The sequence below is a fragment of the Pseudomonas sp. P7548 genome, from assembly GCF_013386585.1.
In the GTDB taxonomy this organism is placed as follows: Bacteria; Pseudomonadota; Gammaproteobacteria; order Pseudomonadales; family Pseudomonadaceae; genus Aquipseudomonas.
Genome location: NZ_JACARO010000073.1, coordinates 45,946 through 72,398, shown reverse-complemented (window position 1 = coordinate 72,398; position 26,453 = coordinate 45,946). Strand labels below are relative to the sequence as shown.

The following is a 26,453-nucleotide window of genomic DNA, read 5'->3' as shown; positions in this document are numbered from 1 at the left end:
GGGTTAGGGAGTTGTTGGGGAGGTAGGGGAAAGTTGTCTGCTACGGAGGAGGGAGCGGATGACTATCCGCTATCGGCCAATAGCTGACGTTGCCGACGGCCATAAGCAAGCGCTCGTAAGTGACCGTTTTCGACTCTGGCGGTCCTTCGTCAAGGACAAAAAGGATCAGGAGCGGCCACCCATTTCGTTCAATTGCAGATTTCCTGCTGAAAGGCGCCCAAAAATCTATATAGCACTCCTTATAGTAGGTCTTTGGTGGCCACCCATACTTGACAGTCACACGCCGTTGACTCAAATTGGCCACTGGCCATCTACGCCGGTTAGCTCAGAAAATGGATTTTCCAAATACGCTGGTGATTATTCTCATTACAAACGTTTTAACCGAATCCTTCCAAGGTAGTTTCGGCGACCGTGAGTTATGTGTAAATAACTAAAATTTTTTGGCTTGGGTGTCATATGTTTCATATGTTAAGCGTTGAGAATTTTAAAAGTTTCGCTACAAAACAAAGTATTAGGCTGGCGCCAATAACCTTGATTTATGGTCCAAACTCCTCAGGGAAAAGCTCGCTAATCCAAGCGCTGATGTTACTAAAGCAATCCCTTACAAGACCTAGTGAGCAAGGTGGACTAGTCTCCAATGGAGATTTTGTTGATCTGGGTGACTATGCTGCAATGGCACATAATCATGACGTAGAAAGCGAGATTAAATTTTCATGCTCGTACTCTCCACCGAAAAGCTCCACGAAAAATGATTGGTCTGCTGGGCTGATGTCACTGCCAAAAGCGCAACAAAGGACCCATGAATTTACTTACTTGCTTTCTGGGAGGAAAAAGCAAAATAAAAATGAGGAGTTTACTTATTTAAGTAATATTAAAACCACTTACGCGTCAGGAAAAGTTGATGCGTTCAATCTTGACTTGCGCTCTGAGTTAATCACTAGAGAGTCCGCGGAAAAAGCGCAGCGGTTAAAGCATGCGCGATCGTTTATTTTTGCATCTGCACAAAGCAGGGATTCAATATTTTCTTATCTGTCGAAACTTAAATTTATAGGCAAGGATCATCACAAGGGCATAGTCAAGGATTTAAATGACATAAGTTTTACTAGTGATCTAAACTATGCCACCCCATCATCAGTGGCAATCGAAGACAAGATTGAGAGTGGGTTTGGTGCCGCACTCTCAAATAACATAATTGGCTTGATAGCTAAAGATATACAAGAAGCATTTAACTCAATCACATACCTCGGACCTCTACGCAGCCACCCAAGTAGATTCTATGCACCAAAAGGGGATCAAAGTGGATCGGTGGGTAAACAAGGAGAAAATACAGCTAGATTTATTTATGAGAAATCTCCTGAGATAACAGGTGAGATTAATGATTGGTTCAGGAACTTTGAAATTCCTTATACCTTAACTGCTGAAAGCATAGGTTCAGAAGTTACCGGGTCCGTTATTTGTCTTCAGTTAAAAGATCTTAGAACTCAAGTAGTAGTTGGGCCTTCAGATGTGGGCTTCGGGATTGGACAGTTGCTACCTATTATTGTTGAAGGGATAGTCAGAAGCGAAAGTACAATTTGCGTAGAACAACCAGAAATACATTTGCACCCACGACTTCAGGCTCACCTTGCTAATTTTTTTATAGAGACGTGCAAAACAAACCAGTGGATCATAGAAACGCATAGTGAATCGCTGATGTTAAGGATGCAGAATAAAGTGAAAAATAAAGCGATCAAGCCTGGCGACATATCGATTATCTATGTCCATCCCACACAGTTTGGAGCACAGATCATTGAAATCCCGATGGATGAAGATGGTGATTTTCTAGCCGAATGGCCTGAAGGTTTTTTTGAAGAGAGATTCAAAGAAACTTTTGGATTTTAATTATGCTGACCGACTTTTACCTAGATAGAAGCGTATTCGATGCAGCAATACTTAAGGAGGATTCATGTGCTGCCATTCATGATGTTATCCTTGAGTATTGGAAGCGCTATGGGATTCTAATCGTTCCGAACAGTTCCGCACAAGAATATCTCGATTCGATTAAAACCTTGCCGCCGAAATTTCATCAGCGATGGATTACAGCCTTCACAGATTATTCAAAATTTCGTTCGTCAGAGCATTGGGGCGAGTGCGGTTCATATCCATCTTTTCAAAAGGTAACGTCACTTAGTGAGTTTTTCACAACTGCCTTGGCAGAGGATACCATTAGCGCGGTAATTTGCGATAATGAAAAAACTACCAGGTTCTGCTTTGAGAGCTTTTTTGAACTGGTTGGTATAGGTGCAATAACCGAGTCAATCCATTTTAATACCTCAAAAGACAGCTCCACAAAGGATATAGCTTTTAATTCAGACCTAAATAAGGTCTGGCAGGAAAAATTTAATAAATTTACCCAATTCAACAGCAAGATATTTATCTCGGATCGCTTTGTTTTTTCAAGTGTCTTAAGAGATCACGATAACGGTTACAAATCAAGCGTCGCTAAATTTATAGAAATGCTCCCGCTTGGAAAAAAATTTAACATTACCATCCTTTCGGATGGTGATCTGCCATCGAGTCAAAAGCAGATAGAGGTATCAAATTTTTTCACGAAGCACATTATGAATTCCCCGCCACTAGCGCAAAAAATCTCTAGTCTAAAATTGGTTTCTATGGGATCACTTGAATTTCAAAAATTTGCGCACGATAGGTATATAAGGTTTGACAGGCATGTTTGCCAAATAGGTGTTGGTATGGCGATATTTGAACGATACGAAGTCCCCGCGACAACCTTTACTGTGAAGATGCGTTATGAAAGCACTGCTCTAAATATCGAGCGGGTAGCCCTTACTAATCTGTGGTATGAGGTTTTAGAGCCATAACTGGAAAGGATAATTATGTTCTCCTATTCGGTATTCGAGAAATTTTCGGGACGAAATCGTACGTCCGCTATTGGCCGAGACCAGACCCTGAACTACATATGTAAAGCCGAAGGTTTAGCCCTGCTCCGGAGTTCATCGATTTCATGGGACGCAAGGCCGCCGAATCGTAACTGCCGCATACGACGATTCGGCATCAGTGAGCTATTGACTGGGGGTTCTCGTTATTCAGCGAGGGCAAGGCGCTTCGCGGTTGAGGAGCCTTGCCGTCATGAGCACGCCCAATTCGCTCAATTGGTGAATCGCCAGTGCAATGTCACGTTGCTTACCGCTGAGGTCTTCCGAGAGATCAAGCAGCAGCGTACTGACTGAGCTAAACGTCTCGTAGCTATTGGTAATGAGGCTTTCCGTACTGGCGTCGGAGCTGACGGTAAAGAGGACGGATGGGTCAGATGAGGCTTTGCACATAATCGTAATTCCCTAAGTCGGGCCACCACCCCACCGCTACTAAACGAAAGGGTGGCAGCTGTACGCAGGTTAGTAGACCGGGGAATTACGCAAAGCCGGCGCGCCCTAAGGCGCCCTACGCACAGCCACCATCAAGCACCGACAGGAATGTCAGATTGATGAAGCTTGTGCACTCAGCGTAATTGAACCACCAGGCTACTAAACCCGATCACCAAAAAATTCAGCGACCGCGCAACCATAGATTCCACCACCCCAGCACACAAGCCAGCGGATTCTGGGCTACTCGTAGGCAATCGGGCAACCCACTCGCCTCCTTTGGGAAATGTCCTAGGACGATTCCCTTATACCGTCACCACCACCTTGCCCACTTGCTGGTTCGCCTCCAAATACCTGTGCGCATCCTGCACCTCATCCAACCCAAATGTCTTCGCAATCACCGGCGGGAGCCCATCCAGGATGAACGCTTTGGCCCGTTCCAGCGCAGCCGGGTCAGCGACGATATCGGCATTACAGATACGCCTCGAGTGTCAAACATTCGCCCAGCACGGTGCTGTAGGTGTGGGACAGCTGTGGGGCAATGCGCGGAAAGGGGACAGACCCGCGTCAGGCAGGTCTGTCCCCTTTGTTCATTTACGGCAGCACCTTGGCGATGGCGTCAAACGCGACCATGTCGTCGATCACCTTGCCGCCAGTCGGCTGGGTCTGGGCCTGCCACACCACGATCACCACGTTTTTGGTCGGGTTGATGTAGACGTACTGGCCAAAGGTGCCGGCGGCGGTGAAGGCTTTGTCGGCCTTGGACGCGTCGGTCCAGCCGGGCCACCACATGGAGGCGAACTCGCCGTAGGCGGCGTCTGAGCCGGTGACGGCGCTGGCGAAGCTCAACCAGCCTTCCGGCAATACTTGCTTGCCACCGGCCTTGCCGCCGCTGAGTACGAATTGGCCGAAGCGGCCGTAGTCCTCAAGCGTGGCGCTGATGCCGCTGCCGCCGACTTCGTTGCCATTGGCGCCGTCGAGCCACCATTTGGCGTCGGTCTGCATGCCGAATGGGCCCCAGATTTTTTCGCTGAGGTATTGGGTGAGCGGTTTGCCCACGGCGGCGCTGACCAGTTGGCCCAGCACTTGGGTTTCGCCGGTGCTGTAGTTGGTGCGCGTGCCGGGTGGCGCGGCGGTGCTGAGGGTGGCCATGAACTTGAGCAGGGAGCCGGACACTTGTTCGCTGCGCAGCTGGATCAGGTGGCGTTCGTCGGAGGACGGGTCGGTGTATTGCTCGTTCCACTTGACCCCGGAGCGCATCGCCAGGATCTGCCGCACGGTGACCTGGTCGTAGGCGCTGCCGGCCAGGGCGGGCAGGTAGTGGGTGACTTTGTCGTCCAGGCTTTTGATCGCGCCGTCCTGCAGGGCGGCGCCCACCAAGGTGGAGGTGACGGACTTGGCTACCGACATCGACATCCAGCGGGTCTCGGCGGTGTTGCCGTGGGCGTAGCGCTCGTCGACGATCTTGCCGTCCTTGAGCACCAGCAGGCCGGTGACGCGGTTGGTGGTCACGTAGTCGTCGAGGCTGTAGTGCTTGCCTTTGAACTCGAACGCCACGGGGGCCAGGGGGTGGGCGCTGCGCGGCAGCGGGAATGGATGGCCGCCCGCCTTGATGGTGCGCACCGGGAACAGGCGGTCGGTGTTGCGGAAGGTGGTGATTGCCAGCTCCGGGCTGAGCCGGCCGTCGTAGATGGCTTGCACGTCGCCAATCGGCTCTTGTGCGTGGGGGTAGGGTTTGGCGGTGTCGGCGTGGGTGGCGCTGGCGGCCAGCGACAGCGCGAGGGTGGATGCGCACATCAGTACCCGCAGCGGGCGGCGCTCAAAGCGCGAGGACGGGCGAGGGAGCACGGGCATAAGAACCTCTTTGTTGTTTTTGGTCGGTCTTAATGGGCTGCGACGCCTCGGGGCTGAGGCGTCGCGAGCCAGCATGCTCGGAAGGGCGGGAAGTTGGCGCGCGGGATCGGGCCGGTTTATGCGTGGGATTGGGCCATGGCGTTAGGGCGCTGGTAGGTGGGCTCGCCAATCAGGATATCTTCAAAGAATGCGCCGATCGGCAGGGTGGGGTGGCACAGCTGTATTTCCAGCACCCAGACCATGTCGCTGGGCACGATCTCGACGTCGGCGAGTTTGTCCTGACTGAACAGGGCGTGGGGGAAGTCGGCGATGCGGTGCCCGGCCAAATTACGCTCCAGGCGCCAGCCTTTGGCGCGGGCGCTGTCTTCGGCGAAGTCATACAGCTGGCGCCCGGTAAGCCCTTGGTGCCAGGCGTCGCGGGTTTCGTCGAAGACTTGGTGCAGGGCCTTTACGCAGGCTTCATGCAACGGGTGCCCGCCGAATACGAAGGTGTCGCCGTAGTCGCCTTCGTAGCCGTCCCACACCGGGCCGAGGTCGACCACGGCGATGTCGGTGGCGCGCAATTGGCGCTGCGGGTCGATGCCTTGGCGGGGCGTGCGCACGGTGTCGTTGCCAAAACGGATGTAGGTGGGGTGCCAGGTGTGGGACGCGCCCATGGCCTGCAAGGTGTGGCCGGCCATGTCGAGGGCTTGGGCGGTGGTCATGCCCACCTTCAATTGCTCGGCGATGGCGGCCAGGGCCCGTACGGTTTGTTCGCGGGCGGCGAGCATGCCGTCCAGCGAGTAGCGCGGGCCGACTTTTTCCAGCACCGGGTCCAGGGCGTTGAGTGACGCGGTGGGCGCCAAGGCGCCGCTGGGCACAAAGGCTTCGGCGACAAAGCGATGGGCCTGGGCGCCGGCGGCCAGGCAGGTTTCGCGCACCTGGCTGATCATGCCGCTGTTGCCGCAGGCGTAGATCTGGCTGTCGGGCCAGTCGTGGGGCTGCGTGAGGGCGACCTGCTGCACGCGGGCGTCGACGGACAGCACGCGATGCCAGCGAAAGTGTGGGTGCGCCTGGCTGGCCCGGTCGAGAAATTCAGCGTCGTAGAAATCCGCCGGCGCTGCGTTGCCCCAGTACAAGCTCACCTCGGCCCCGCGCTCCAGGGCAGTCAGCAACAACGGCTTGATGCCGGCATACCCGGTGCCGGTGGCGAACAGCACCACCGGGCGCTCCCCCTTGTGTTGCCAGGTGCAGGCGCCCACCGGGCCTTCGAGGTGCACGCTAGCGCCCGCGTGCAGGGTCGGCAGGATGCCTTCGGAAAACCGGCCGCCGCGCACCTGGCGGATATGGAACACCAACTGGCCCTCGTCCTGGGCGGGCAGGTTGGCGACGGAGAAACAGCGGCTGTCGCCATCGTCCAGGCGAAACCGCAGGTACTGGCCGGGGCGTACGTCCAGGGGCTGGGCGGTGCGCAGCACCAGTTCGATGATATCGGCGCTCAATGGGCGATTGCTGACCACTTGCGCGGTGGTTTCCAGTGTCGGCGTGTCCAGCGACCAGCCGGGGATTTCCAGGCGCATGTCGCTGCAGGCGTGGCTCTGGCACAGCAGCATCTCGTCCGCCGCGAGGGGGTAGGAGGGCACGGGGGCGTCGGGCGCGAGCTGTTTGGCGCGGTACTCGCCGGCCACCACCTTGACCTTGCACGAACCGCAGGCGCCGCGACGGCAGGAAAAGGGCACGGCGAGGCCGCTGGCGAGCATGGCGTCGAGCAGCAAATGGTCGGCAGCTTCGAAGGATTTGCCCGAGGGCAACAGTTCAACGACATGGCGGTTGTGCATAAACACCTCGGGGCAATTGAGGCTCGATTGTTGCGGTAGACTAGGACCAGAAGAACCTCCAGTTTTGGATAATTCACATGGTCCAGCTTCGCAAATGGCGCCCCTTGCTCAAACTCGATGGCGCGCAGCCTCAGGCGTCGTACCGCAAGATCATCGAGGGCCTGGTGAGCGCGATCACCGAAGGCCGCCTGCGCCCCGGCACCTTGCTGCCCGGCACGCGGGAGATGGCGCAGTTGCTCAACGTCAACCGCAAGACGGTGATCCTGGCCTACGAGGAGGCGGTGACCAAAGGCTGGCTGGTGAGCATCCAGAGGCGCGGCACCTTTGTGAGCACGCAACTGGCCACCGGCGTGGTGGCGGCGCCCAGCGCGCCCCAGCCTTTTGCCCTGGCGCTGCGCGACACGCCAGCGGCGGATTATTTCTCCCCGGGCGAACAGGCCGTCGCGCTGCAACACCGGCCGGGTGCGCTGTTTTTCGATAACGGCGCCAGTGACCATCGGCTGTTGCCGCAAGCGGTGCTGCACCGTTATTACCGCAATGCGCTGCGCCACAGTTTCACCACCAACACCGTGCGCCATGGCAGCGAAGGCAGCAGTGCCTACCTGCGTCGGGCGCTGGCGGAAATGCTGCGGCATAACCGTGGCCTCACGGTGGGCGCCGAGCAGATTTGCCTGACCCAGGGCGTGCAGATGTCGCTGTACCTCACGGCCAGCGTGTTGCTCAAGCCGGGGGATGTGGTGCTGGTGGAGCGCCTGAGCTACCCGCCGGCCTGGGAGATTTTCCGCCAGTTGGGTGCGCGGCTGGTCACCGTGGACCTGGACGACGAAGGCTGCCGGGTTGATCAGCTCGATGCGCTGTGCCGCCAGCACGACGTGCGGATGATGTACCTCACGCCCCATCACCAATTCCCCACCACCGTCAGCCTGCGCGCCGGGCGCCGCCAGCAGTTGCTGGAACTGGCGCGGCTGCATGACTTCTGCATCGTCGAGGAAGACTACGACCACGAGTATCACTTTGCCGGGCGGCCTTATCTGCCGCTGGCCAGCGACAGCGCGCAGCGGCATGTGATCTACATCGGCTCGCTGTCCAAGTCCCTCGGTAGCACGTTCCGCTGCAGCTATATCGTGGCGCCGTCGAATGTGATCCAGGTGCTGGAGCGCACGGCGGCGGTGAGCCTGGGGCAGGGGGATGCGGTGATGCAGCGGATGCTGGGGGACTTGATCAACGATGGCGAGTTGAAGAAGCACCTGCGCCGGGTTTCCAAGGAGTACCGTCGGCGCCGAGAGGTGTTGTTGAGTGGCTTGCGGGAAGCGTTTGGCGAGCAGATCAGTGTGCAGGAGCCGGAAGGCGGGCTGGCGCTGTGGGTGAAGTTTGCCGACGCCATCGATGTCGACCGGCTGTGTGAAAAGGCGCTGGCGCTGGATTTGGTGGTGCGCAGCGGTCGGCTGTTTTCACCCTTTGGCCAGCGTGAGAATGCCTTGCGGCTGGGGTTTGCTTCGCTCGATCAGGCGGAAATCCGCACCGCGATCCAGCGGCTGGCGTTGGCGGCGCATGCGATTGCCGGCTGAGCTGGCCCCCCTTTGTGCCGAAACAGGACTACCATGCCACCCCGGCAGTGGTTACACGCGCTACCGATTGCTCTCTTTGAAGGTATCGCCATGTCCATCGACCAGATCAGCCTGCCCAAAGGCGTAGGCCCCCACGCCACCAAGCTTCTTGACGCCATCACCGGCGCCGCCACCCACGAAGCACTCAACCGCGCAGGCGGCAAGGCGGAAGGGTTTGTGTTGGGGCTGGAGTCCACCAAGGCCATCAAAAGCCAAATCGCTGAAGCGTTGTACGTGGCCTACGACGACGCCGCTAGCCACCGCGCCACCGAACTAAAAAGCTGACTTCACCGCCCCCTGTGGCGAGGGAGTGGAGCTGTCACGAAACTCATCATGGGAAAGTGTAAGGTTGCATGCTCCAGCGCATCTGCTTTCAAAGGACTGAACATGACACTGACCGTCGACACCCTGCTCGCACTGGCCATGGCCAACCCCATCAACGCCGAAATCACCGCACGCCTGCCAGCCCTCGGTGTCGAGCAGTGCATGCTCACGGCGGGCTGCCTGTTCCAGGCGGTGTGGAATCATCAGTCGAATTTGCCGGCCGATCATGGGGTGAAGGACTACGACGTTTTTTACTTCGACACCGACCTGTCCTACGAGGCGGAAGATAAAGTCATCCGCGCCGCCGAGCGCTTGTTCCAAGACTTGGGCGTCAACGTCGAGGTCAAGAACCAGGCGCGGGTTCATCTTTGGTATGGCCAGCGCTTTGGCCGGCCTTACCCGCAATTGCACACGGCCAAGCAGGGCGTGGACCGTTACCTGGTGGCGGGCACCTGCATCGGCCTGGAGATTGAAACGGGCGAACTGTACGCGCCCTATGGGCTGGAGGATGTGGCGCAGGGTGTGCTGCGCATCAACCCGTTGCACCCGGAGCCTGAGTTGTTTGCGCACAAGGCCCTCAGTTATCAGGCGCGCTGGCCTTGGTTGAAGATTGTGACGCCGGAATATTCCTGAAACCTGCGGTGAACTTTTACCCATTCTTCAGGCGTCCTATTCTGAAACACACCCTCTACAGCTGATCCCAGCTAAGGACAGGCCATGATCTTCCTGATTTTCCTTATCGCCTGCGGCGCCGCCGCCAGTACGGGCCTGATCTTCAAACCGGGCCAATGGTACGAGTCCCTCGTCAAACCCAGCTTTACCCCGCCCAATTGGCTTTTCCCCGTGGCCTGGACAGTCATCTATCTGCTGCTGGCCTGGGCCGGTTACCGCCTCACGATGATCCCCGGCAGCCAACTGGCCTTGGGCCTATGGGCGGCGCAGATTGCGTTGAACACACTGTGGACACCGGTGTTTTTCGGTGCCCATCACATCGTCGCGGGCATGGTGGTGATTGTGCTGCTGTGGCTAGTGGTGGCGGCGTTGGTGGTGATGGCGTTGCGGCTGGATTTGATCACCGGCTTGATCCTGTTCCCGTACCTGGCGTGGTTGAGTGTGGCAGTGGCGTTGAATTTCTCGATTTTGCGCAGTAACCGCTGATGGCTCATACCCCTTGGCCGGCCAGCGAGCCCGAGCTGGCGCAGATGCGCGCGTTCAACAAGAAGCTGGCCTGGATGCCGCGCTTTAAAATCCGCAACCGTGTGACGCCGCGTGTGATCCAGGCGTTGTTGCGCGTCAGTCAAAAAGTCAGGACACAACACCCTGCGCAAACCCGGCTGATAGGCGTGGGCAGCCAGCAGGTGCCGGTGCGCATCTTGCTGCCGAGCGGCCAGCCCAAGGGCGTGGTGCTGGATATCCACGGTGGCGGCTGGGTGATTGGCAATGCGCAGATGGATGACGATTTGAACCTGGGCATGGTCAACGCCTGCGACGTGGCGGTGGTGTCGGTGGATTATCGGCTGGCGGTCGACACGCCGGTGGAAGGCCTGATGGACGACTGCCTCACGGCCGCACGTTGGTTGCTGACTGCCGATGAGTTTGCCGGCCTGCCGGTGATTGTCGTCGGCGAATCGGCCGGTGGGCATCTGGCGGCGGCGACGTTGCTGGCGCTGAAACAATGGCCGGCGCTGCTGCAACGGGTGAGCGGGGCGGTGTTGTATTACGGCGTGTACGACCTGACCGGCACCCCCAGCGTGCGCGCGGCGGGGCCGGACACCTTGCTGTTGGACGGACCGGGCATGGTCACGGCCCTGGCGTTGCTGACGCCGGGGTTGAGTGATGAGGCGCGCCGGCAGCCGCCATTGTCACCGTTGTACGGGGAGTTGAGCGGCTTGCCCCCTGCGTTGATGTTTGTCGGGGCGTTGGACCCGCTGAAGGACGACACGCTGTTGATCGCCGAGCGCTGGCCGGGGGCGCAGGCACATTTGTTGCCGGAGGCGGCGCACGGGTTTATCCATTTTCCGGTCGCGATGGCGGGGAGTGTGCTTGCTTATAGCCGCAGGTGGATCAGTGCCCGGTTGGAGGGGACGGCGGGATGATCATCCAGCCCGTCACGCTGGAATGTATTCCCGAGGTGCTGAGCTTTGTGCTCAACGCCCGTGCCGAGCTGTTTCCGAAGCTCAGCGCGAGTGGCGTGCCGGATGACCTGGCGCGATTTGACGCGACCTATATTCAGGGCGACGGGCGATTTCTGGTGGCGCGCCATGACGACCACATCGTCGCGGCCATCGGTTATCTGCCGTATGACCATCGCTTCCCACAGCTGGATTATCGCGGCCGCAACACGGTGGAGAAGTGGTGCGCTTGTTTGTGTTGCCCGCCTTTCGCCGGTTTGGGCTGGCGGGGATGCTGTATCGCGAATTGGAAGCGCTGGCGCGGGCAGACGGGGTGGAGGTGATGTACCTGCATACGCACCCGTTTCTACCGGGCGCCATTGATTTCTGGGTTCGCCAAGGATTCACCGTGATTGACGTCGACCCCGACCCCGTCTGGCAGACCACCCACCTGCATCGCCCCCTGTAACAACCGTCAACACCCCGCCCCCTGTAGGCGCTGGCTTGAACTGGCGCAATGATCAAGGTGTTGGCAACCCCAGGCGATGCGCCTCTTGGCTCACATTCATCTTGTTACCCTCGAGTGCGGGCGGGTGGCCGAGCAGGCGTGTGGCCGGTTCCAGGCTGTCATCGGCGGGAATGAGCAGTACCTGCAAGGTCTGGGGATTGATCACGCCCCAGTTCGACAAGTCGTGGCCTGTAGTGAGCGGGCTTGCCCCGCGCGGCGGTGTGTCAGGCCCTTTATATATACCTGACACACCGCGGCGCGGGGCAAGCCCGCTCACTACAAGATGGCGGTAGGCTGTTTAATGGGGGCGTAGTCGCAGGATTTGCGCGCCGTCGAACGGGTCGGTGAGGTAGTGCGCCTGCACGCCGAACGTGTCCTGCAACCGTTGTGGCGTGAGCACGTCCAGCGGTTTGCCGAGGGCGACCAAACGGCCGTGGTCGAGCACGGCCAAGCGATCGCAGGTCAGCGCCTGGTTGAGGTCGTGCAGGGCGATCAGCGTGGTGACGGGCAGCGCTTGCACGCCCTTCAAGATGCCAAGCTGATGCTGGATGTCCAGGTGGTTGGTCGGCTCGTCCAGCAACAGAATCTGCGGCCGTTGTGCCAGGGCGCGGGCGATGTGCACGCGTTGGCGTTCGCCGCCGGAGAGGCTGCGCCAGGCGCGCTGGCTCAGGTGGGTGGCGTCGACGTCGTGCAGGGCCTGGCGCACGATGGCGTCGTCTTCCGCCGACCACGGGCTCAGCGCCGACAGCCAGGGCGTGCGGCCCAGGGCCACGGCGTCGAAGACGCGGATGGCGTCGTCGGTGTCGGCCTGTTGTTCCACCACCGCCAGTTGTTGCGCGATGGTGCGCCGGGACAAACTCCCCAGGCGCTGGTCGCCCAACCGCACGTCGCCGCTCGCCGGCGCGCGCAACCCGGCGAGCAACTTGAGCAGGGTGGATTTGCCGGAGCCGTTGGGGCCGACGATGCCGAGGGTTTCGCCTTTTTCGACGTCGAGGTGAATATCACGCAGCAACTCCGCGTCGCGCACCTTGAAGCCCAGGCCGCTGCAACTGAGCACACTCATCGCGGGTGCCTCCGGCCGATCAGGATCAGCGCAAACACCGGCGCGCCAACCAATGCCGTGACCACGCCCACCGGAATCACCTGGCCCTTGATCAGGGTGCGCGACAGCACGTCCGCCGCGATCAGGAACAGCGCACCACCCAAGGCACTCGCCGGCAATAGGCGCGAGTGCCCGGTGCCCAGCAGCAGGCGCACGGCGTGGGGGATCACCAGCCCGACAAAGCCGATGGAGCCGACGATCGACACCATTACCGCCGTCACCAGCGCGGCACAGCCCACCAACACGAACTGCACGCGGCGCACCGGGATGCCCAGGGAGGCCGCCGAGTCAGTACCGAAGGTGAATGCATCCAGCGCACGGCGGTGCCACAGGCACACCGCCAAGCCCGCCACGGCCACCGGCACCGCCAGCCACACCGACGGCCAACGCACGCCGCTGAGGTTGCCCAGCAGCCAGAACAGGATGCCGCGCGCCTGTTCGGAGCTGGCCGACTTGGTGATCAGGAACGCCGTGAGGGCGTTGAACAACTGCGAGCCGGCAATGCCTGCGAGGATGATCTGGCCGGTGCCGCTGGTCGAACCGCTGGCGCGTGCCAGCAGAATCACCAGGGCAAACGCCGCCATCGCCCCCACGAACGCCCCGGCCGACAACGACACCAGCCCGCCACCGACGCCGATCAACGCCACCAGCACTGCGCCGGTGGAGGCCCCGGCGCTGATGCCGAGCAGGTACGGGTCGGCCAACGGGTTGCGCAGCAGCGACTGCAGGATCACCCCGCAGGTCGCCAGGCCCGCACCGCACGCGGCGGCTACCAGGGCGCGGGTGAGGCGGTAGTTCCACACCACGCCTTCGTCGATGGGGTCGAGCACGTAGCCCGCCGCCCACAGTTTATTGGCGAGCACTTGCAGCACCACCTGCGGCGAGATGGCGGTTTCGCCGATGGCCACGCCGGCGAGCACGGCGGCCAGGAGCAGGGCCAGGGCGAGCAGGGTACGGGTCATTTGAGTGGGTCGTAGCCGTCGATGGCCGTGGCCAGTTGTTCAAGGCCGTCGAACGTACGGAGGCTGGCCTGCAGCGCCAGGGCGTCGAGGATGATGATGCGGTTGTTTTTCACCGCGTCCATGTTGCGGGTCACCGGGTCGCTGCGCAGGAAAGCCAGTTTCTTTTCATGGTCGTCGGCCGGGTAGCGGCGGCGGTCCATGCGTGCGATCACCAGGAACGTGGGGTTGGCCTTGGCGATGGTTTCCCAGCCGACGGCGGGCCACTCTTCATCGGACTGCACCACGTTGGTCAGGCCAAGGGTCTGCAGCATGAATTCCGGAACGCCCTTGTGGCCGGCCACGTAAGGATCGGCGGCCATCTCGGCGCTGGAGAACCACACCAGCGCACTGGCCTGCTTGAGGCCTTTGCCTTGGGCGGTGGCGACCGACTTGGCCAGGCGCGCCTTGAGTTCGTCGTTCAGCTGTTGGCCACGGTCCTGCACGTCGAAGATCTGCGCCAGCTGGCTGATGCTTTTGTAAATGGTCTCGATGCGGAATGGCTCCAGCCGCGTGCCGTCGGCGCCCACCAGGTTGTCCTTGCCTTCGCAGTCGGAGGGCAGCAGGTAGGTGGGGATCTTCAGTTCCTGGAATTGCTCGCGGGTGCCGACCACGCCTTGGGGGCCGACCACCCATTCCAGCTCGGCGGCCACCAGTTGCGGGCGCTTGGCGATCACCGACTCAAAGCTCGGCTCGTTGTTCGCCAGGCGCTCGATGGTGTCGTTCTGGGCCTTGAATTGCGGCAACACATTGTTGAACCACAGCGAAGTGCCCACCACTTTGTCGCCCACGCCCAGGGCGTAGAGCATTTCGGTGGCGGCCTGGCCGATGGTCACGCTGCGGGCGGGGGCTTGCTGGAAGGTCTGGGGGCTGCCGCAGTTTTCCAGCGTCAGCGGGTAATGGGTGGGCGCAGCCTGGGCCAGGGTGCAGAAGCCGAGGCCGGTGAGCAGGGCGGTAACGCGTGGCAGCATGGGGCAATCTCCGTTTGAACCGTACAGTGAGCAGGGGGAGGTACGGTCGTGGAAATACAGCCATGGACGCTGCCGAAGGGCAGGGCAAGGATGTCCTTCCCGGACACCCCGCCGGTCGTGATAACGCTTGGCCGGCAGGTCTCCTGACTCGTGCGTCGTCGCCACGCTCCGGCCTTCCCGAGCAAGGCTCAGTGGCAGTGTGGAGCAGGCTCAGCACCTACAGTTGCGGGGGCAGTTCCGATTGACGCGGGGGGCCGCGCTTCGGATTCCCTATTAGTCCCGTTTGGGAACCGGCGCGGTATGGTAGTCGATCGTACTGCCAAGGGGGAGAGAAAACCCGATCCCCCGTAGGAGCCGGCTTGCCGGCGATGGCGCCGGCGGAGGGTATTTGTGACCCAACTGTAGTGAGCGGGGCAAGCCCGCTCACTACAGGGCGGTGGGTTATTTGCGGTTCAGCCACACGGTTTGGGCGTTGCAGAATTCGCGTACGCCGAAGTGCGACAGTTCACGGCCAAAGCCGCTCTTTTTCACGCCGCCAAACGCCACCCGAGGGTCGGACACGCTGAAGGCGTTGACGAAGATCCCGCCGGTTTCCAACTGGTTGGCGATGTCGCGGGCCTTGGCCGCATCGGTGGTGTAGATGCTGGCGGTGAGCCCGAATTCGCTGTCGTTGGCCAGGGCCACGGCGTGGTCGGCGTCGCGGGCGGTGATGATCGAGGCCACCGGGCCGAACAGTTCCTGTTTGAACGAGGTCATCTGGTCGGTGACGCCGGCCAGCACGGTCGGCTCGTAGTAGTTACCGGCACCCGCGACTTTATTGCCGCCCAGCAGCAGGGTGGCGCCTTCTTCGAGGGTGGCCTGGACCTGGCCGTGCAGTTCGTCGCGCAGGTCGAAGCGCGCCATCGGGCCCACATAAGTGGTGGCCAGGGTCGGGTCGCCCATCACCAGGGCACGGCTGGCTTCGACGAATTTGGCGGTGAAGGCTTCGGCCACGCCGGCTTCGATGATCAGGCGCTTGGCGGCGGCGCAGACTTGGCCGCTGTTCTGGAAACGACCAATCAGGGCGGCTTGCACGGCGGCGTCGAGGTCGGCGTCGTTGAGCACGATGAACGGGTCGGAGCCGCCCAGCTCCAGCACGCATTTTTTCAGCGCAGCCCCGGCCTGGGAGCCGATGGCGATACCGGCGCGCACGCTGCCGGTGAGGGTCACGGCGGCAATGCGTGGGTCGGCGATGGCGCTGGACACGCCCTCGTTGCCCACGTTGATCACTTCAAACAGGCCTTCGGCAAAACCGGCTTTGTGGAAGGCCTGCTGGATCAGGTAGGCGCTGCCCATCACGTTAGGGGCGTGCTTGAGCACGTAGGTGTTGCCGGCGAGCATGGTCGGCACGGCGCCGCGCAGCACTTGCCACACCGGGAAGTTCCACGGCATCACGGCAAGGATCGGGCCCAGCGGGCGGTATTCGATCTGGGCGCTGCCGTTGTCCACCAGGGTCGGTTCCGGCGCCAGCATGGCCGGGCCGTGAGCGGCGTACCATTCGCTGAGCAGGGCGCATTTTTCGATTTCGGCACGGGCCTGGGCGATGGGCTTGCCCATTTCCAGGGTGATCATCTGCGCCATGTCTTCGGCTTGTTCACGCAGGGCGGCGGCCAGGGCCAGCAGCAGTTCGGCGCGCTGGCCGACCGGCTGGCGGCGCCAGGTGCGGAAGGCGGCGGTGGCGCGGTTCAGGGCGGCGTCCAGTTGCGCGGCGCTTTCGTAGGGGTAGCTGCCGACGGTTTCGCCGGTGGCCGGGTTGATCGAGAGAGCGTGGGTGGTTGCGTTCATGGCACCGTCCTGCTGAATGAATGGATTGGGTTCAGGCTACGGGGCTATCTCTTTTCTGGAAACTGAATAATATTAAGCAATACATTCACGATTGGAGAATGATGTGGATCTGGTGCAGCTGGAAATCTTCAAGGCCGTTGCCGAGCAAGGCAGCATCAGCGCCGCCGCGCAGTTGATTCATCGTGTGCCGTCGAACCTGACCACGCGCATCAAGCAACTGGAGCAGGACCTGGGCGTTGAATTGTTCATCCGCGAGAAGAGTCGCCTGCGCCTGTCGCCGGCCGGCTGGAACTTCCTCGGCTATGCGCGGCGCATTCTCGACCTGGTGCAAGAAGCCCGTGCCACGGTGGCGGGGGAGGAGCCCCAGGGCGCGTTTGCCCTGGGTTCGCTGGAGAGCACGGCGGCGGTGCGCATCCCGGCATTGCTGGCGGCGTATAACCAGAAGCACACCAAGGTCGAACTGGACCTGAGCACCGGGCCGTCGGGCACGATGATCGAAGGGGTGTTGTCGGGGCGACTGGCGGCGGCGTTTGTGGATGGGCCGGTGTTGCACGCGACCCTGGAAGGGGTGGCGGTGTTCGAGGAGGAAATGGTGGTGATCGCACCGTTGCACCATGCGCCGATTACCCGGGGGCAGGATGTGGCGGGGGAGAGCATCTATACGTTCCGCTCGAACTGTTCGTACCGCCATCACTTCGAGCGCTGGTTCTCACAGGATGGCGCGGTGCCGGGCAGGATCTTCGAGATGGAGTCCTACCACGGCATGCTCGCCTGCGTCAGCGCCGGTGCGGGCCTGGCGCTGATGCCACGCAGCATGCTGGAAAGCATGCCGGGGTTTACGGCGGTGAGTGTGTGGCCGCTGAGCGATAGCTTCCGGATTCTGCACACGTGGTTGATCTGGCGGCGGGGGACGGTGTCGCAGAGCCTGAACAGTTTTGTAAAACTGCTGGAAGAGCGCGCTCTAGAGCCAGCATAGATCAACTGTGGGAGCTGGCTTGCCTGCGATGGCATCTACTCGGTCATGCAGGAAGATCGAGTCGTCTGCATCGCAGGCAAGCCAGCTCCCACAGTTTTGATCTTCATCAGCCGCCGAATTGCAGGGTGCCCATGGCCAGTTTTGCCATGATCGCTGCGGCGCCCAGTTGCACCAGCCACAGGGCCAGACCACCGAGGAATACACCCAGCGCCACCTGCAACACCAGACTCTTCTGCCGCTTGGCCTGTGGCGCGCGCGGGGCGTAGTCATGCAGCTCGTCGCGGTCAGCGCGCAGGTCCAGGTCGTCGTTTCTCATAAGGCTCTCACAGCAAAGGGGCGGGCAAGGTTCAGTCTAGGGGCTGGCGACGAAAAAGGGGAAGCCATTGGCTTCCCCTTCTGTGCAACGGTTACCGGCTTAAAGCACCTGAACAATTGCCTTTGTGACCGCATCAATGTTCGACTGGTTCAACGCCGCCACACAGATACGGCCAGTGTCGAGGGCGTAGATGCCGAACTCGCTGCGCAGGCGGGTGACTTGCTCAACGGTCAGGCCGGAGTAGGAGAACATCCCGCGCTGGCGACCGACGAAGCTGAAGTCGTGGCCCGGAGCAGCCTTGGCCAGGTCGGCCACCATCTGCTCGCGCATGCCGCGGATGCGCAGGCGCATTTCGCCCAGCTCGGCTTCCCACTGGGCGCGCAGCTCAGGGTTGTTCAGCACCGCTGCCACGATCGCCGCGCCGTGAGTCGGCGGGTTGGAGTAGTTGGTGCGGATCACGCGCTTGACCTGGGACAGGATGCGCGCGCTTTCTTCCTTGGACTCGCCGACGATGGACAGTGCGCCCACGCGCTCGCCGTACAGGGAGAACGACTTGGAGAACGAGCTGGACACAAAGAAGGTCAGGCCCGACTCAGCGAACAAGCGCACCGCTGCGGCGTCTTCGTGGATGCCGTCGCCGAAGCCCTGGTAGGCCATGTCGAGGAACGGTACCAGTTTCTTGGCCTTGACCACGTCCAGCACGTTCTGCCAGTCGGCCGGGCTCAAATCGACGCCGGTCGGGTTGTGGCAGCAGGCGTGCAGCACCACGATGGACTGCGGCGGCAGGGCGTTGAGGTCTTCGAGCAGGCCGGCACGGTTCACGTCGTGGGTGGCGGCGTCGTAGTAACGGTAGTTCTGCACCGGGAAACCGGCGGTTTCGAACAGGGCGCGGTGGTTTTCCCAGCTTGGGTCGCTGATGGCCACGACGGCGTCTGGCAGCAGTTGCTTGAGGAAGTCTGCGCCGATCTTCAGTGCGCCGGTGCCGCCGACCGCTTGCACGGTGGTGACGCGGCCAGCGGCCAGCAGGGGCGACTCAGCGCCGAACAGCAGGGTTTGCACGGCCTTGTCGTAAGCCGCGATGCCGTCGATTGGCAAGTAGCCACGCGCGGCGTGTTGCGCCACGCGAATGGCTTCCGCTTCGGCAACGGCACGCAAGAGTGGAATCTTCCCCTCTTCGTTGCAGTAAACGCCTACGCCAAGGTTGACCTTGGTGGTTCGTGTATCGGCGTTGAATGCTTCGTTGAGGCCCAGGATAGGATCGCGTGGTGCCATTTCGACAGCGGAGAACAGGCTCATTTTTGCGGCAGCTCTATGGGGGAAGGGAGGGACGTGTCGCGCTCCAGCCGAATGCACTAGAGCGGTGCACAAACGGGGAGCTAGTATAGAGGCCATCACCGCCTGAGGCGACAACCGAAACGGCTTTTCGGCCAAGTTTTTCGGTTTATTTGCTGACCGTTAGTCTTATTGCAACATTGATCCTGAGCGTCAGGTAAGACGATTGCCTTGAAACCCGTCACATTCGGCACCACTTCTACAGCTATCATGGTTTTTTCCTGCAACCTGCGATGACTATTCGCGGGTTGCTGAGCTATTTCGTCCCTGGCGGTTTTGAGTCTGGGGTGACTTCACGAGGTACGTTATGTCGGATTTCCAGCTCGTCACCCGCTTCGAACCCGCCGGCGATCAACCGGAAGCCATTCGCCAGATGGTCGAAGGCATTGAAGCCGGCCTGGCGCACCAGACGCTGCTCGGGGTGACCGGTTCGGGCAAGACCTTCAGCATCGCCAACGTGATCGCGCAGATCAACCGGCCCACCCTGGTGCTGGCGCCGAACAAGACCCTGGCCGCGCAGTTGTACGGGGAGTTCAAGTCCTTCTTCCCGAACAATGCGGTGGAGTACTTCGTTTCCTACTACGACTACTACCAGCCCGAAGCCTACGTGCCGTCCTCCGACACCTTCATTGAGAAGGACGCCTCGATCAACGACCACATCGAGCAGATGCGGCTGTCGGCGACCAAGGCGTTGCTGGAGCGCAAGGACGCGATCATCGTCACCACGGTGTCGTGCATCTACGGCCTGGGCAGCCCGGAAACCTATTTGAAGATGGTGCTGCACGTCGACCGTGGCGACAAACTCGACCAGCGCGAACTGCTGCGCCGCCTGGCGAGCCTGCAGTACACCCGCAACGACATGGACTTTGCCCGTGCCACCTTCCGCGTGCGCGGCGATGTGATCGACATCTACCCGGCCGAATCCGACCTGGAAGCGATCCGCATCGAGCTGTTCGATGATGAAGTGGAGAGCCTGTCGGCCTTCGACCCGCTGACCGGCGAGGTCATCCGCAAGTTGCCGCGTTTTACCTTCTATCCGAAAAGCCACTATGTGACGCCACGCGAAACCCTGATGGGGGCCGTCGAGGGCATCAAGGTGGAACTGGCCGAGCGCCTGGAGTACCTGCGTTCCAACAACAAGCTGGTGGAAGCCCAGCGCCTGGAGCAGCGCACGCGCTTTGACCTGGAGATGATCCTGGAGCTGGGCTACTGCAACGGCATCGAAAACTACTCGCGCTACCTGTCGGGTCGTGAATCCGGCGCGCCGCCGCCGACGCTGTATGACTACCTGCCGCCTGACGCACTGCTGGTGATCGACGAGTCCCACGTCAGCGTGCCGCAAGTGGGCGCCATGTATAAGGGCGACCGTTCGCGTAAGGAAACCCTGGTGGAATACGGGTTCCGCCTGCCGTCGGCCCTGGATAACCGGCCGATGCGCTTTGACGAATGGGAAAGCATCAGCCCGCAGACCATCTTTGTGTCGGCGACGCCGGGCAACTATGAGGCCGAGCATGCGGGCCGTGTGATCGAACAGTTGGTGCGCCCGACTGGCCTGGTGGACCCGGAAATCGAAATCCGTCCGGCATTGACCCAGGTGGACGACTTGCTCTCGGAAATCACCAAGCGCGTGGCCTTGGAGGAGCGGGTACTGGTCACCACGCTGACCAAGCGCATGTCCGAAGACTTGACCGATTACCTGGCCGACCACGGCGTGCGCGTGCGTTACCTGCACTCGGACATCGACACCGTGGAGCGCGTGGAGATCATCCGCGACCTGCGCCTGGGCACCTTTGACGTGCTGGTGGGCATCAACCTGCTGCGAGAGGGCCTGGACATGCCGGAGGTGTCGCTGGTGGCGATCCTCGATGCGGACAAGGAGGGCTTCCTGCGTTCCGAGCGTTCGTTGATCCAGACCATCGGCCGTGCGGCGCGTAACCTCAATGGTCGCGCGATCCTGTATGCGGACCGTATCACCGGCTCCATGGAGCGGGCGATCGGCGAGACCGAGCGTCGGCGCGACAAGCAGATCGCGTTCAATCTGGCCAACGGCATCACGCCCAAGGGCGTGTTCAAGGACGTCGCCGACATCATGGAAGGCGCCACCGTGCCGGGCTCGCGCAGCAAGAAGCGCAAGGGCATGGCCAAGGCGGCCGAGGAAAGCGCCAAGTACGAGAACGAATTGCGTTCGCCGAGTGAGATCACCAAGCGTATTCGCCAACTGGAAGAGAAGATGTACCAGCTGGCGCGGGACTTGGAGTTCGAGGCGGCGGCGCAGACGCGGGATGAGATTGGCAAGTTGCGCGAGCGTTTGCTGGCAGTGTGATTTGCGGTGACGAGGCTGACGCCTTCGCGAGCAAGCCCGCTCCCACACTTGACCGCATTCTCATGTTGGAAATCGGTTGAATGTGGGAGCGGGCTTGCTCGCGAAGGCAGGCACCTCGGTCTGCCAGAATCACCCAAGCTGGTGTTACCATTCGCCCCTTGTTTCAATTTTCAGTTTTATCGCCCATTCGAGACCTGCCATGACCACCGTCCGCACGCGCATCGCGCCATCGCCTACTGGGGATCCCCACGTCGGCACTGCTTACATCGCCTTGTTCAACTACTGCTTCGCCAAGCAGCACGGCGGTGAATTCATCCTGCGGATCGAAGACACCGATCAACTGCGTTCCACCCGCGAGTCGGAACAGCAGATCTTCGATGCCCTGCGCTGGTTGGGCATTACCTGGGCCGAAGGCCCGGACGTCGGCGGCCCGCACGGCCCGTATCGCCAGAGCGAGCGCAGCGACATCTACAAGCAGTACACCCAGCAACTGGTCGACATGGGCCATGCGTTCCCGTGCTTCTGCACGGCTGAAGAGCTGGACCAGATGCGCGCCGAGCAACAGGCCCGTGGCGAGACCCCGCGCTACGACGGCCGTGCGTTGCTGCTGTCCAAAGAAGAAGTGGCGCGCCGCCTGGCGGCCGGTGAACCCCATGTGATCCGCATGAAGGTGCCGAGCGAAGGCGTGTGCGTGGTGCCGGACATGCTGCGTGGCGACGTCGAGATCCCGTGGGACCGCATGGACATGCAGGTGCTGATGAAGACCGACGGCTTGCCGACGTACTTCCTGGCCAACGTGGTCGACGACCACCTGATGGGCATCACCCACGTGCTGCGTGGCGAAGAATGGCTGCCGTCGGCGCCGAAGCTGATCCTGCTCTACGAGTACTTCGGCTGGGAACAGCCGCAGCTGTGCTACATGCCGCTGCTGCGTAACCCGGACAAGAGCAAGCTGTCCAAGCGCAAGAACCCGACCTCGGTGACCTTCTACGAGCGCATGGGCTTCATGCCTGAGGCGATGCTCAACTACCTGGGCCGCATGGGCTGGTCGATGCCGGACGAGCGCGAGAAGTTCTCGTTGCAGGAAATGGTCGACAACTTTGATTTGTCCCGCGTGTCACTCGGCGGGCCGATTTTCGATATCGAGAAGCTGTCGTGGCTCAACGGCCAATGGCTGCGTGACCTGCCGGTGGAAGAGTTCGCCAGCCGTGTGCAGCAGTGGGCGCTGAACCCTGAGTACATGATGAAGATCGCGCCGCTGGTGCAGGGCAGGGTGGAGACCTTCAGCCAGGTCGCGCCGTTGGCGAGTTTCTTCTTTGCCGGGGGCGTGAACCCGGATGCCAAGCTGTTCGAGTCCAAGAAGCTCTCGGGCGACCAGGTGCGCCAGTTGATGCAGTTGATCCTGTGGAAGCTCGAAAGCCTGCGCCAGTGGGAGAAGGACGCGATCACCGCGACGATCCAGGCGGTGGTGGAGTCCCTGGAGCTGAAGTTGCGTGATGCCATGCCGCTGATGTTTGCCGCGATCACCGGGCAGGCGAGTTCGGTGTCGGTGCTCGATGCGATGGAAATCCTCGGTCCGGACCTCACGCGTTTCCGTCTGCGCCAAGCCCTTGATTTGCTTGGTGGTGTGTCGAAGAAAGAAAACAAAGAGTGGGAAAAGCTGTTGGGCGCTATCGCTTAATCAGCCTGCTACAACGACGAAACCCCGGTTTTCCGGGGTTTCGCCGGTAAGTGATTGTTATCCCGGCAAAAAATTTTGAAAATTGTTGAAAATAAATTTGACACGTTTCCAAAGCGCCATTAAGATTCGCCCCGTCCTCACCGATGAGGGGCTATAGCTCAGCTGGGAGAGCGCTTGCATGGCATGCAAGAGGTCAACGGTTCGATCCCGTTTAGCTCCACCAATTTACAGGTTCAAGGTCTGGCCACACCGTCCTTGAATCGATCAGTTCTCAGCGCTGATCAGTTGTGCAGAAGGTTTTGTCCCCTTCGTCTAGTGGCCTAGGACACCGCCCTTTCACGGCGGTAACAGGGGTTCGAGTCCCCTAGGGGACGCCAGTTTCAACAAGCAGTTCGAAAGGCCTGCTGCGTCGCGAGACGAAAAATCTGGGGCTATAGCTCAGCTGGGAGAGCGCTTGCATGGCATGCAAGAGGTCAACGGTTCGATCCCGTTTAGCTCCACCAATTTACAGGTTCAAGGTCTGGCCACACCGGCTTTGAATCGATCAGTTCTCAGCACTGATCAGTTGTATAGAAGGTTTGTGTCCCCTTCGTCTAGTGGCCTAGGACACCGCCCTTTCACGGCGGTAACAGGGGTTCGAGTCCCCTAGGGGACGCCACGATTACCCGCTCTGCGGGATTTTTAAGGGTCATTCAATTATTGAATGGCCCTTTTGTTTGTCTGGCGTTTGGGTTTTTACCTCACCTGGTTACGGCATTCGTCGAACCACATGGGCGGTGCGCAAGGATTTGTTGATGCGCGCCAGTTCCTGCGCAGGGCTGACTTCCGGGCCCTGGTTCTGGGCGTTGATCAGTGCGACGTTCCACATCTCCACGCGAATGCCGGGCAAGCGTGACAAGGCGCGCAGGCAGGCCTGGTCTTGCGGGTCGTTCGGGTGATAGATGTTGGCGGTCTCGATGACCAGCGTGGTATTCGGGAAGCGCAGCTGAATCTCTTCCATGTATTGCTTGAACAGCACGCAGCACTGGCGGCACGGCGAGTTGTTGATGCTCACCACGATCTCCTGATAGCCCGCATCGAATACCCATTCATTGGCACGCAGCGCCTCCAGGAAGTTGGCTTCAGCGTGCCCGTCCTGGTCGTTGAAGAATTTGCCGAACGGTTGGTTGCCCACGCCTTCGGCTTCGATCTTCGCGATCAGCACCGTGCGAAAACCGCTGATGAAGTTGGCCGTGTATTCATTGTCGAAAACATAGGGTGCCTCGCCCGCCACCCATGCGCAGTTCTCGTTTTGCTGCGTCCAGGCCATGACGTTCTCTCCGCTGTAGGGTGTGTTGCATCGACAACGGCTGAAGCGACGGTTTTATTCCATTATTTGCAGAGGGGGCGCTCAGACGAGCGGTCATGCTGGTGGCTTGCCAAATATTATTATGGTAATAATATTCAACCCATGAGAAACGGAGGCTTTGATGAGCGATAAAAAAGCGCAAACCCGCGAACGCATTCTGCAGGCTGCCAGTGCGGCGTTGATCCAGCGCGGCCCGGCCGAGCCGAGCGTCGGGGAAGTCATGGGAGCGGCAGGGCTCACCGTCGGTGGGTTCTACGCGCACTTTGAAAGCAAGGACGCGCTGATGCTGGAGGCTTTCACTCAACTGTTGGCCAAGCGCCGCGCGTCGATCGACGACATGGACGAGCAACTGACCGGTGAAGAGCGCAGGAGCCTGGTAGCCGCGTTCTACCTGTCGCGCAAGCACCGCGACTCCACGGCCCAGGCCTGCCCGATCCCCGCCACTGTCGGCGAGATGGCGCGCCTGCCGGACACCTTCCGCGACGCCTTGAACGAACACGTGGAGCTGATGGCCGCCCAATTGGCCGCCAGCCCCGAAGACACCGACAAGGCCCTGGCCGACATGGCGTTGATGATCGGTGGCCTGGCCCTGGCTCGCGCCTTGGGCCCGGGTGAGTTGTCCGACCGTGTGTTACGCGCAGCCAAGTCGGCCGTGCGCTAAGAGAGGATTCGCATCATGGGCGCCCTGACCTGGATTCGTGGTTTCAATAACACCGTTGGCCGCCTGGCGCCGCACACGGTGGCGGGCAGAATGCGGCGTACCTTCATGACCCCGCGCGACCTGCCGCCGCGTGACTGGGAGTTGCCACTGCTGGCGCAATCGGAGCGCATCACCTTGCGTTTCGGTTTGTCCGCCCTGCGTTGGGGGCAAGGTCCTGCGGTGCTGTTGATGCACGGCTGGGAAGGGCGCCCTACACAGTTTGCCAGCCTGATCACCGCCCTGGTGCAAAACGGGTATTCGGTGATTGCTTTGGATGGCCCGGCTCATGGTCGTTCGCCGGGGCGTGAGGCGCACGTGCTGCTGTTCGCCCGAGCCATGCTGGAGGCGGCCAATGAGTTGCCACCCTTGCACGCCGTGGTCGGTCACTCCATGGGCGGCGCCAGCGCGATGCTGGCGGTGCAACTGGGGTTGCGTACCGAGGCGCTGGTCAGTATTGCTGCGCCGTCGCGCTTTCTCGATGTGCTGCGCGGCTTTACCCGGATGGTGGGTTTGCCGCCGCGTGCGCGCTCGGCGTTTATCCAGGAGGTCGAGCTAACCTTCGGCATGCCGCTCAAGCACCTGGATGTGGCTCACTACCAGATGAATATGCCCGGCCTGATCGTGCACGCCGAAGACGACACGTTCGTACCGGTCAAGGCGTCCCAGGCCATCCACGAGGCCTGGTTCGACAGCCGCCTGCTGCGCCTGGAGCAGGGCGGGCACCAGCGCGTGCTGGCCGATCCCCGCGTGATCGAGGGCGTATTGGCCCTGCTGGCCGGTCGTCGTGTGCAGGAGCGGCAAACCGCCTGATACACTGCTCCCGCCGACATCAATCGACTGGAGCAAGGCATGGGCTGGGATCTGGCAACACCGTTTATCATCGACCTGCAGGTCGCCGCTGAAGACATCGACGGCCTGGGGCACGCCAATAACGCGGTGTACGTGTCCTGGCTGGAGCGCTGCGCGTGGCGCCATTCCCAGCGCCTGGGGCTGGACCTTACCGAGTATCGCCGCCTGGACCGTGCCATGGCCGTGGTGCGCCATGAGATCGACTACCTAGCCGCCGGCTATGAGGGCGACGAGCTGCAACTGGCCACCTGGATCGTCGACTGGGACCAGCGCCTGAAAATGACCCGTCGCTTCCAGCTGATGCGCCCTCGCGATGGCGCGACCCTGCTGCGTGCGCAAACCACCTTTGTGTGCATCGAACTGTCCACTGGCAAGCCCAAGCGCATGCCGGCCGAGTTCCTCGACGGTTACGGCCCGGCGCTGCGCAACTGACAGGGGGTTAACGGTTGC

General features: G+C 60.8%; 24 protein-coding genes, 4 tRNA genes, 2 pseudogenes and 1 riboswitch. Of the genes and pseudogenes, 18 read left to right on the top strand and 12 right to left on the bottom strand.

Going from position 1 to position 26,453, the window contains the following annotated elements; translation table 11 throughout:
• Positions 1-456 precede the first annotated feature (456 nt).
• Both HX803_RS25540 and HX803_RS25535 read left to right on the top strand, forming a co-directional pair.
• Positions 457-1,881 (top strand): AAA family ATPase, encoded by a 1,425-nt coding sequence (locus tag HX803_RS25540; RefSeq protein ID WP_178924495.1) that lies wholly within the window; start codon positions 457-459, stop codon positions 1,879-1,881.
• Between the two features lie 2 nt (positions 1,882-1,883).
• The gene (locus HX803_RS25535; RefSeq protein ID WP_178924493.1) at positions 1,884-2,861 is read left to right on the top strand and encodes a hypothetical protein; all 978 of its coding nucleotides are present in this window, start codon (positions 1,884-1,886) and stop codon (positions 2,859-2,861) included.
• Positions 2,862-3,086: 225 nt separating this feature from the next.
• On the opposite strand, the gene HX803_RS32865 is transcribed toward HX803_RS25535, so the two are convergent.
• From HX803_RS32865 to HX803_RS25520, 4 genes and pseudogenes are all read right to left on the bottom strand, one after another.
• Positions 3,087-3,326, bottom strand: coding sequence for a DUF6124 family protein (locus tag HX803_RS32865; RefSeq protein ID WP_256732940.1), 240 nt, complete (start codon positions 3,324-3,326; stop codon positions 3,087-3,089).
• A gap of 341 nt (positions 3,327-3,667) precedes the next feature.
• Positions 3,668-3,875 (bottom strand): annotated as a pseudogene (locus HX803_RS25530) (zinc-binding dehydrogenase); the annotation flags it as partial.
• An 81-nt stretch (positions 3,876-3,956) separates the two neighbouring features.
• Complete coding sequence (locus HX803_RS25525) at positions 3,957-5,216, bottom strand: serine hydrolase (protein WP_178924491.1); 1,260 nt, start codon at positions 5,214-5,216, stop codon at positions 3,957-3,959.
• 116 nt (positions 5,217-5,332) lie between these two features.
• Positions 5,333-7,033 carry a M24 family metallopeptidase gene (locus tag HX803_RS25520; protein ID WP_178924489.1) on the bottom strand — a complete coding sequence of 567 codons (1,701 nt, stop codon included), beginning with the start codon at positions 7,031-7,033 and terminating at the stop codon, positions 5,333-5,335.
• 77 nt (positions 7,034-7,110) lie between these two features.
• Here HX803_RS25520 and HX803_RS25515 point away from each other — a divergent pair, with 77 nt between their 5' ends.
• From HX803_RS25515 to HX803_RS25490, 6 genes and pseudogenes are all read left to right on the top strand, one after another.
• Positions 7,111-8,601 (top strand): PLP-dependent aminotransferase family protein, encoded by a 1,491-nt coding sequence (locus tag HX803_RS25515; RefSeq protein WP_178924487.1) that lies wholly within the window; start codon positions 7,111-7,113, stop codon positions 8,599-8,601.
• Between the two features lie 90 nt (positions 8,602-8,691).
• A complete protein-coding gene (locus tag HX803_RS25510) occupies positions 8,692-8,925 on the top strand; it encodes a hypothetical protein (protein WP_178924486.1) in 234 nt (77 codons plus the stop codon).
• Positions 8,926-9,027: 102 nt separating this feature from the next.
• Positions 9,028-9,597, top strand: coding sequence for a nucleotidyltransferase family protein (locus HX803_RS25505; protein ID WP_178924485.1), 570 nt, complete (start codon positions 9,028-9,030; stop codon positions 9,595-9,597).
• A gap of 84 nt (positions 9,598-9,681) precedes the next feature.
• Complete coding sequence (locus HX803_RS25500) at positions 9,682-10,122, top strand: TspO/MBR family protein (RefSeq protein WP_176998696.1); 441 nt, start codon at positions 9,682-9,684, stop codon at positions 10,120-10,122.
• The gene (locus HX803_RS25495) at positions 10,122-11,060 is read left to right on the top strand and encodes an alpha/beta hydrolase fold domain-containing protein (RefSeq protein WP_178924484.1); all 939 of its coding nucleotides are present in this window, start codon (positions 10,122-10,124) and stop codon (positions 11,058-11,060) included. The genes HX803_RS25500 and HX803_RS25495 overlap by 1 nt, the downstream gene beginning before the upstream one ends.
• Positions 11,057-11,544, top strand: a pseudogene (locus HX803_RS25490) (GNAT family N-acetyltransferase). The gene HX803_RS25495 and the pseudogene HX803_RS25490 overlap by 4 nt, the downstream one beginning before the upstream one ends.
• Before the next feature lie 52 nt (positions 11,545-11,596).
• Here HX803_RS25490 and HX803_RS25485 read toward each other — a convergent pair.
• From HX803_RS25485 to HX803_RS25465, 5 genes are all read right to left on the bottom strand, one after another.
• A complete protein-coding gene (locus tag HX803_RS25485) occupies positions 11,597-11,764 on the bottom strand; it encodes a hypothetical protein (protein ID WP_178924483.1) in 168 nt (55 codons plus the stop codon).
• A 117-nt stretch (positions 11,765-11,881) separates the two neighbouring features.
• Positions 11,882-12,646, bottom strand: coding sequence for an ABC transporter ATP-binding protein (locus HX803_RS25480; protein WP_178924482.1), 765 nt, complete (start codon positions 12,644-12,646; stop codon positions 11,882-11,884).
• Positions 12,643-13,647 (bottom strand): iron ABC transporter permease, encoded by a 1,005-nt coding sequence (locus tag HX803_RS25475; protein ID WP_178924481.1) that lies wholly within the window; start codon positions 13,645-13,647, stop codon positions 12,643-12,645. The genes HX803_RS25480 and HX803_RS25475 overlap by 4 nt, the downstream gene beginning before the upstream one ends.
• The gene (locus tag HX803_RS25470) at positions 13,644-14,654 is read right to left on the bottom strand and encodes an ABC transporter substrate-binding protein (RefSeq protein WP_178924480.1); all 1,011 of its coding nucleotides are present in this window, start codon (positions 14,652-14,654) and stop codon (positions 13,644-13,646) included. Before HX803_RS25470 ends, HX803_RS25475 begins: the two co-directional genes overlap by 4 nt.
• Before the next feature lie 115 nt (positions 14,655-14,769).
• Positions 14,770-14,964: riboswitch (cobalamin riboswitch) on the bottom strand.
• 131 nt (positions 14,965-15,095) lie between these two features.
• Positions 15,096-16,478 carry an aldehyde dehydrogenase family protein gene (locus HX803_RS25465; RefSeq protein WP_178924479.1) on the bottom strand — a complete coding sequence of 461 codons (1,383 nt, stop codon included), beginning with the start codon at positions 16,476-16,478 and terminating at the stop codon, positions 15,096-15,098.
• Positions 16,479-16,581: 103 nt separating this feature from the next.
• Between HX803_RS25465 and HX803_RS25460 the strand changes: the two genes are divergently transcribed.
• The gene (locus HX803_RS25460; RefSeq protein WP_178924477.1) at positions 16,582-17,454 is read left to right on the top strand and encodes a LysR family transcriptional regulator; all 873 of its coding nucleotides are present in this window, start codon (positions 16,582-16,584) and stop codon (positions 17,452-17,454) included.
• A 106-nt stretch (positions 17,455-17,560) separates the two neighbouring features.
• On the opposite strand, the gene HX803_RS25455 is transcribed toward HX803_RS25460, so the two are convergent.
• Entirely contained in the window at positions 17,561-17,770 is a 210-nt protein-coding gene (locus HX803_RS25455) for a hypothetical protein (protein WP_178924475.1), read from the bottom strand.
• 99 nt (positions 17,771-17,869) lie between these two features.
• Positions 17,870-19,066: an amino acid aminotransferase gene (locus HX803_RS25450; RefSeq protein ID WP_178924473.1), complete on the bottom strand. Its 1,197-nt coding sequence runs from the start codon at positions 19,064-19,066 to the stop codon at positions 17,870-17,872.
• Positions 19,067-19,409: 343 nt separating this feature from the next.
• Between HX803_RS25450 and uvrB the strand changes: the two genes are divergently transcribed.
• The 6 genes from uvrB (at position 19,410) to HX803_RS25420 (ending at position 23,764) form a co-directional block, all read left to right on the top strand.
• The gene (gene uvrB / locus HX803_RS25445; RefSeq protein WP_176998708.1) at positions 19,410-21,425 is read left to right on the top strand and encodes an excinuclease ABC subunit UvrB; all 2,016 of its coding nucleotides are present in this window, start codon (positions 19,410-19,412) and stop codon (positions 21,423-21,425) included.
• A 199-nt stretch (positions 21,426-21,624) separates the two neighbouring features.
• Positions 21,625-23,106 (top strand): glutamate--tRNA ligase, encoded by a 1,482-nt coding sequence (gene gltX / locus HX803_RS25440; RefSeq protein WP_058427800.1) that lies wholly within the window; start codon positions 21,625-21,627, stop codon positions 23,104-23,106.
• 147 nt (positions 23,107-23,253) lie between these two features.
• Positions 23,254-23,329, top strand: a tRNA-Ala gene (locus HX803_RS25435).
• A gap of 78 nt (positions 23,330-23,407) precedes the next feature.
• Positions 23,408-23,483, top strand: a tRNA-Glu gene (locus HX803_RS25430).
• A 50-nt stretch (positions 23,484-23,533) separates the two neighbouring features.
• A tRNA-Ala gene (locus tag HX803_RS25425) sits at positions 23,534-23,609 on the top strand.
• A 79-nt stretch (positions 23,610-23,688) separates the two neighbouring features.
• Positions 23,689-23,764, top strand: a tRNA-Glu gene (locus HX803_RS25420).
• A 90-nt stretch (positions 23,765-23,854) separates the two neighbouring features.
• On the opposite strand, the gene HX803_RS25415 is transcribed toward HX803_RS25420, so the two are convergent.
• Positions 23,855-24,415, bottom strand: a complete 561-nt coding sequence (locus tag HX803_RS25415; RefSeq protein ID WP_178924471.1) for a hypothetical protein — start codon at positions 24,413-24,415, stop codon at positions 23,855-23,857.
• 160 nt (positions 24,416-24,575) lie between these two features.
• Between HX803_RS25415 and HX803_RS25410 the strand changes: the two genes are divergently transcribed.
• The 3 genes from HX803_RS25410 to HX803_RS25400 are packed head-to-tail and all read left to right on the top strand — an operon-like array spanning position 24,576 to position 26,435.
• Positions 24,576-25,115 (top strand): TetR/AcrR family transcriptional regulator, encoded by a 540-nt coding sequence (locus HX803_RS25410; protein WP_178924469.1) that lies wholly within the window; start codon positions 24,576-24,578, stop codon positions 25,113-25,115.
• 15 nt (positions 25,116-25,130) lie between these two features.
• Positions 25,131-25,964, top strand: coding sequence for an alpha/beta hydrolase (locus tag HX803_RS25405; protein WP_178924467.1), 834 nt, complete (start codon positions 25,131-25,133; stop codon positions 25,962-25,964).
• Positions 25,965-26,003: 39 nt separating this feature from the next.
• Positions 26,004-26,435 carry a thioesterase family protein gene (locus HX803_RS25400; RefSeq protein ID WP_178924465.1) on the top strand — a complete coding sequence of 144 codons (432 nt, stop codon included), beginning with the start codon at positions 26,004-26,006 and terminating at the stop codon, positions 26,433-26,435.
• Positions 26,436-26,453: the final 18 nt, after the last annotated feature.